The sequence below is a fragment of the Psychrobacter sp. genome (assembly GCF_018260395.1).
GTDB lineage: Bacteria > Pseudomonadota > Gammaproteobacteria > Pseudomonadales > Moraxellaceae > Psychrobacter.
Window position 1 is genome coordinate 1 of record NZ_JAGLBC010000147.1, and the last position, 5682, is coordinate 5682.

General features: G+C 39.8%; 3 protein-coding genes. All 3 read right to left on the minus strand.

Features of this window, described 5'->3' with window-relative positions; all coding sequences use genetic code 11:
* Nucleotides 1-137 precede the first annotated feature (137 nt).
* Nucleotides 138-1421, minus strand: coding sequence for an aspartate kinase (locus QZ265_RS09480; protein ID WP_296405623.1), 1284 nt, complete (start codon nt 1419-1421; stop codon nt 138-140).
* A gap of 366 nt (nt 1422-1787) precedes the next feature.
* Nucleotides 1788-4472, minus strand: coding sequence for an alanine--tRNA ligase (gene alaS, locus QZ265_RS09485; RefSeq protein WP_296405627.1), 2685 nt, complete (start codon nt 4470-4472; stop codon nt 1788-1790).
* Between the two features lie 346 nt (nt 4473-4818).
* Nucleotides 4819-5682, minus strand: an 864-nt coding sequence (locus QZ265_RS09490; protein ID WP_296405625.1) for a DUF389 domain-containing protein, incomplete at its 5' end; no start/stop codon positions are given.

A 5682-nucleotide genomic window follows, 5' to 3' on the forward strand; every position in this document is an offset into this window, starting at 1 on the left:
ACAAATACCCTTAATTCAAAGACTTATAAATTTAAAGAGTCCGAAGACCCTTTAAATATTTAATGTATCAGATTTAATGCTGATTTCAATCTTTATTGATTGTGAAGTTTTAATTATTTCTAAAAAGTATAAGAGGCTTAAAGACCTGCAACTTTACTATCACCATCTGTACGATCTAAACCAAAAGCGGTATGTAAAGATTTAACTGCTTTTTCTAAATGCTGCTCTTTTATCAATACAGAAATTTTAATTTCACTAGTAGAAATCATCTGAATGTTGATGTTGTTTTCAGCCAATACTTGAAACATTTTACTTGCCACACCAGCGTGAGAGCGCATACCTACACCGACCAATGACACTTTAACCACATCTGTATTACCATGGACTTCTTTGGCTTCGATATCGCCTTTTATACCTTCTAAGATATTAATGGCTTTATCAAAGTCAGGACGATTCACAGTGAAGCTAAAATCAGTTAGTCCTTGATCTGAAAGATTTTGTAATATCATATCGATCTCGATATTGGCATCACTAATAGGCGTTAAAATCCCTGAAGCAATACCAGGGTGGTCCGGCACACCTCGTACCACAATTTTTGCTTCGTCTCTATTAAAAGCAATGCCTGAAATAACCGGCTGTTCCATGTCGTCTCCTTCGTCAACTGTAATTAGTGTGCCAACATTTTGGCGGAATTCTTCATCAAAGCTGCCGTCTTGACCTTCATCGAAGCTCGACAGGACTCTTAAAGGTACTTGATATTTACCAGCAAATTCAACTGCACGAATTTGTAAAACTTTTGAGCCAAGACTTGCCATTTCAAGCATTTCTTCAAAAGTTATTTTATCAAGCTTACGTGCTTTTGAAGTTACTCTAGGATCAGTGGTATATACGCCATCCACATCAGTATAGATTTGACATTCATCTGCACTTAAAGCCGCTGCTAAAGCTACACCAGTGGTGTCCGAACCACCGCGCCCTAACGTGGTAATATTGCCCTCGGCATCCATACCTTGGAAGCCTGCAACCACAACTACATTACCTTCATCAAGCTGTGCTTGAATTTTATCGGCATCAATTGATTCAATACGCGCTTTATTGTGTTTATTATCAGTACGAATTGCGACTTGACCGCCGGTAAAAGAGCGTGCCCCAATACCCAATTCTTTGATTGCTATAGATAATAAAGAAATAGATACCTGCTCACCAGTTGAGACCATTTGGTCATATTCGCGCGGATCAGGGAACTTACTTATCTGTGTGGCAAGGTCGATTAAACGGTTTGTTTCACCGCTCATGGCAGATACGACAACAATGACTTGATGCCCATGGTCATGCCAGCGTTTAACTCGCTTTGCAACATTTTTGATACGGTCGATACTTCCCATCGACGTACCACCATACTTTTGTACAATCAATGCCATTTGAAACCCTTTGTAGTGAAAGTTTGGTTATCCCTATTAAATTAAGACTAACTTTTAACTTATATCGTAGGTGAGTGTCGCCACTATGGATAATTTCAGGAATATAAGCAACTAAAGAAAATAGTAATAAAAATAAGGAACCTATTGGTTTAATTATATTTGTCTATAAGTTTTAAGCAGTCTTAAAAGCAAAAAATGATCAATTATCAATTCGATAATTGTTGAGGCAATAGCAAGCAACTACTAAATAGCTCAAATACCTGTTAGACAAACGTACTTTATATCACAACCTAACGTAACCATCAAAGACAGCAATAAAATATATGATAATAAACGGTTAGGTTCATAAACTTATTTAAGTGAGTCTTAACTCAATTGGCTATTAAGCCAAGTAGGTAATTGGCTCATAACACTTGCTAATTTATCACTATAAGGTGCGCCACCTTGAGCATAATCTGGTTTGCCACCGCCTTTACCGCCTAATTCTGTAGCTAAGTGACGAATAATATCACCTGCTTTAATATCGCCAGTAAGTGATTTACTAACTGAAGCAGCAAGGGCTAACTGCTCGTCTTTTTCACCCACTAAGACAATAACAGTATCTTGTAGCTTTGACTTCATATCATCCATCAATCCGCGAATTGCTTTTCCGTCAATACCTGCAACTTGAGCAATCAGTACTTTTTTGCCAGCAATGATTTGAACATTATCGACCAAGGTTGCAGCTTGAGCACTGGCGATTTTTTGATTCAAACGCTCAATCTCTTTTTCAAGTTCTCGCTGCTTATCAGCCATGGACTGTACACGATCTGCAACTTCAGGTCGTTTGGCTTTGAGCTGATTGGCTAAGGCAGTCAATTGGCTATCTGCCTGTTGCACATACCGTAGTGCACCCATACCCGTTAGAGCTTCAATACGACGGATACAGGCAGCTATTCCAGATTCAGAAGTGATTTTAAATAGACCTATATCACCGGTACGCTTTACATGAAGGCCACCACACAGCTCTATTGAGAATGGCTTTTCGATACCATCGTCAATTTCAGTAGTGCCCATGGTTAATACGCGAACGGTTTCGCCATATTTTTCACCAAATAGTGCAGCTGCGCCTTTTGCCATAGCTTGGTCAATATTCATCTGTTCAATTTGGGTCTCAACGTTTGCTTGGATTTGCTCGTTCACTAAACGTTCAATGGTAGCAAGGTCTTTTTCGGACACAGCATTATCGTATGAAAAATCAAAACGTAACACTTCACTTGTAACCAAAGAGCCTTTTTGGGAGACTTTATCACCCAATACTTTACGCAGGGCCGCGTGCAATAAATGCGTGGCAGAGTGGTTCCTAGCACTTGCCGAACGAATGGCAGAAACGACTTGAGCATCAGCAGCTTGCTGAGATTTTAGGCTACCCATATTCACCACGCCATGATGAATGATAGCTTGACCAGATTTTTTGGTATCTTCAACATTAAATACGCCCGAGTTGGTACGAATTTGCCCCATTTCTCCGACTTGACCACCACCTTCGGCATAAAAAGGTGTGCGGTCTAGCACCACAACGCCTTCATCGCCTTCATTTAGTTCCTGAACTTCTTTACCTTCTAAGTATAAACCAATGATATTGGCTTGAGTATCATCTAGCTTTTCATAACCCACGAATTCGGTAGGCGCATCAACCTTAATCGCTGCAGAGTAATCAACATCAAACTTGCCAGCATCTCGAGCACGCTGACGCTGCATACTCATCTGCTCATCAAATCCAGCTTCATCAATACTTATTTCACGCTCACGAGTGATATCAGCTGTTAAGTCCATCGGGAAACCATAGGTATCATATAGTTTGAAAGCTGCTTCACCAGAGAGTACATCGCCTGTGTTTAAACCTTCAAGCTCGCTGTCTAATAAACGTAGTCCTTGAGCCAATGTTTTAGCAAATTGAACTTCTTCTTTTTCAATAGCTGCTTCAATAAAGGCTTGCTTTTCAACCAGTTGGTTATAAGCTTCACCCATCTCTGCCACTAATGGGGCAACCATTTTATAAAAGAAGCTGTCGTCAGCACCAAGTTTATTTCCATGACGCACTGCACGACGAATAATACGACGTAGTACATAGCCACGTCCTTCATTACTCGGTAATACGCCATCTGCAATCAAGAAACTTACCGCACGAATATGATCAGCAATAACTTTTAAAGAGGCTTGGTCTTCGTTTTTAATGTCTAAAAGTTCAGCGGCACTATTCATCAAATTAACGAATAGATCAATTTCATAGTTACTATGCACGCCTTGCAAAATAGCACTAATACGCTCAAGACCCATACCTGTATCCACACTTGGCGCAGGTAGTGGTTCCATAGTGCCATCAGGTTGACGATTAAACTGCATAAACACACAGTTCCAAACTTCGATATAACGGTCGCCATCTTCTTCAGGAGTACCCGGTAAGCCACCTTCTATATGGGGACCATGGTCATAAAATACTTCTGAACAAGGGCCACACGGACCAGTGTCACCCATTGCCCAAAAGTTGTCCGACGCATAAGGCGCACCCTTGTTATCGCCAATCCGAATAATACGATCAGCAGGCAAGCCAATATCTTTGTGCCAAATATCAAAGGCTTCATCATCCGTTTCATAGATGGTGACATAAAGTCTATTGGCATCTAAAGCCAACCACTCTTTAGACGTCAAAAATTCCCACGCAAAAGCAATGGCAGATTTTTTAAAATAATCACCAAATGAGAAGTTACCTAGCATTTCAAAGAAAGTATGGTGACGAGCTGTATAGCCCACATTGTCTAAGTCATTGTGTTTACCGCCAGCACGCACACATTTTTGCGAGGTAACTGCACGACTATAATCGCGCTTATCAATACCTAAAAAGCAGTCTTTAAATTGGTTCATACCCGCATTAGTGAATAACAAAGTGGGGTCATTAAAAGGCACTAAGCTTGAAGATGGGACATGAGTGTGCTGCTTGCTGACAAAGAAGTCAATAAATGACTTTCGCAGCTCGGCTGTGCTTAAGAATTTATTTGAAGCAGGTTGTATCAAGTTAGATGATGTGGGCACAGACTGAGTCACATGAACTCCTTAAGAATGGCGGATAAGCTAATAGTTAATAAATTTAGATATAACACTAATGAAAGTAATAATTATAAAACGTTTTATAGCATTAAAAATAGTCGTTTTAAGCTATTAAAACTGTATTGATTGTAAAAACTAACAGCTTAAATACTAAACAAAGCTGTAACCAAAAAGGCTACTTTAAATAATAGCGTCAAAGTTTAGCATATTTGACACTAAAACATGACCAATCAACAAATATGTTGATAATGCTAAGTAATAAAACGACTTAAAACCGTGCATTACCCTAATTTATTGCTAGTTCGATGGACTATGACTCATTTGCCAAAATAGCGGCATCTGTTTTATCAATATCATCCTTATGATCGGGATCAGATTCGATGACAATCACAGGAATATATCTTAGCTGAAGCCGTACTGGACGATACTTTGGATATTCATGATGAATTCTTTGATTAATCTGTTGTTCTAAATACAATGCATCACCTGAAGAAGGACGGGTTTCACCGCGTATGACTGCGCGAACTGTCTGATAATCTTCTCTAGGTACAAATTGGGTAGTAGTCAAGGCATTGCCTTTATCGATGAAATAATCATTGAGAGTTTCTTTGACTTCATTTTCAAACTTTTGTTTCTTGGTTATGGCATTAAAATTATAAGTCAGATAGATACCTATGCCCGCCAATAATAGAAGTGGGACTGCATTACGACGAAAAAAAGCAAGCATAGGACTGCTTTTATAATCATCGTCGACCAAGCGTCTAAATCCTGCTGACCACAACACCAATGCATTGGTAAATTGAATGGCAACAATGTTGGTAAATGCAAGTAAAAGCGCACCTAACCCTAAGGAGGATTCACCATGAGCAAACAAAATACCGCTGGCTGCCAAAGGAGGCACTAAAGCTGTTGCGACCGCTACCCCGACAACTGCCACAGACAGTTGTGGAGAAATCATGGCGTAAGCGCCAGCAGTGCCACCAGCGAGTGCAATCATCAAATCCATTGACGTGGGTTGAGTGCGAGATAGGATTTCACTGGTAAGGGGCGAATCATTATGAATAAAGCCTACAATAAAGCCAATGAGCATTACCATTAAAGCGCCCACTAAAACAGTAAATAAAGATTTTTTTAATAAGGGCGCTCTATAATCAATAACGGCCAAAGCTGCGCC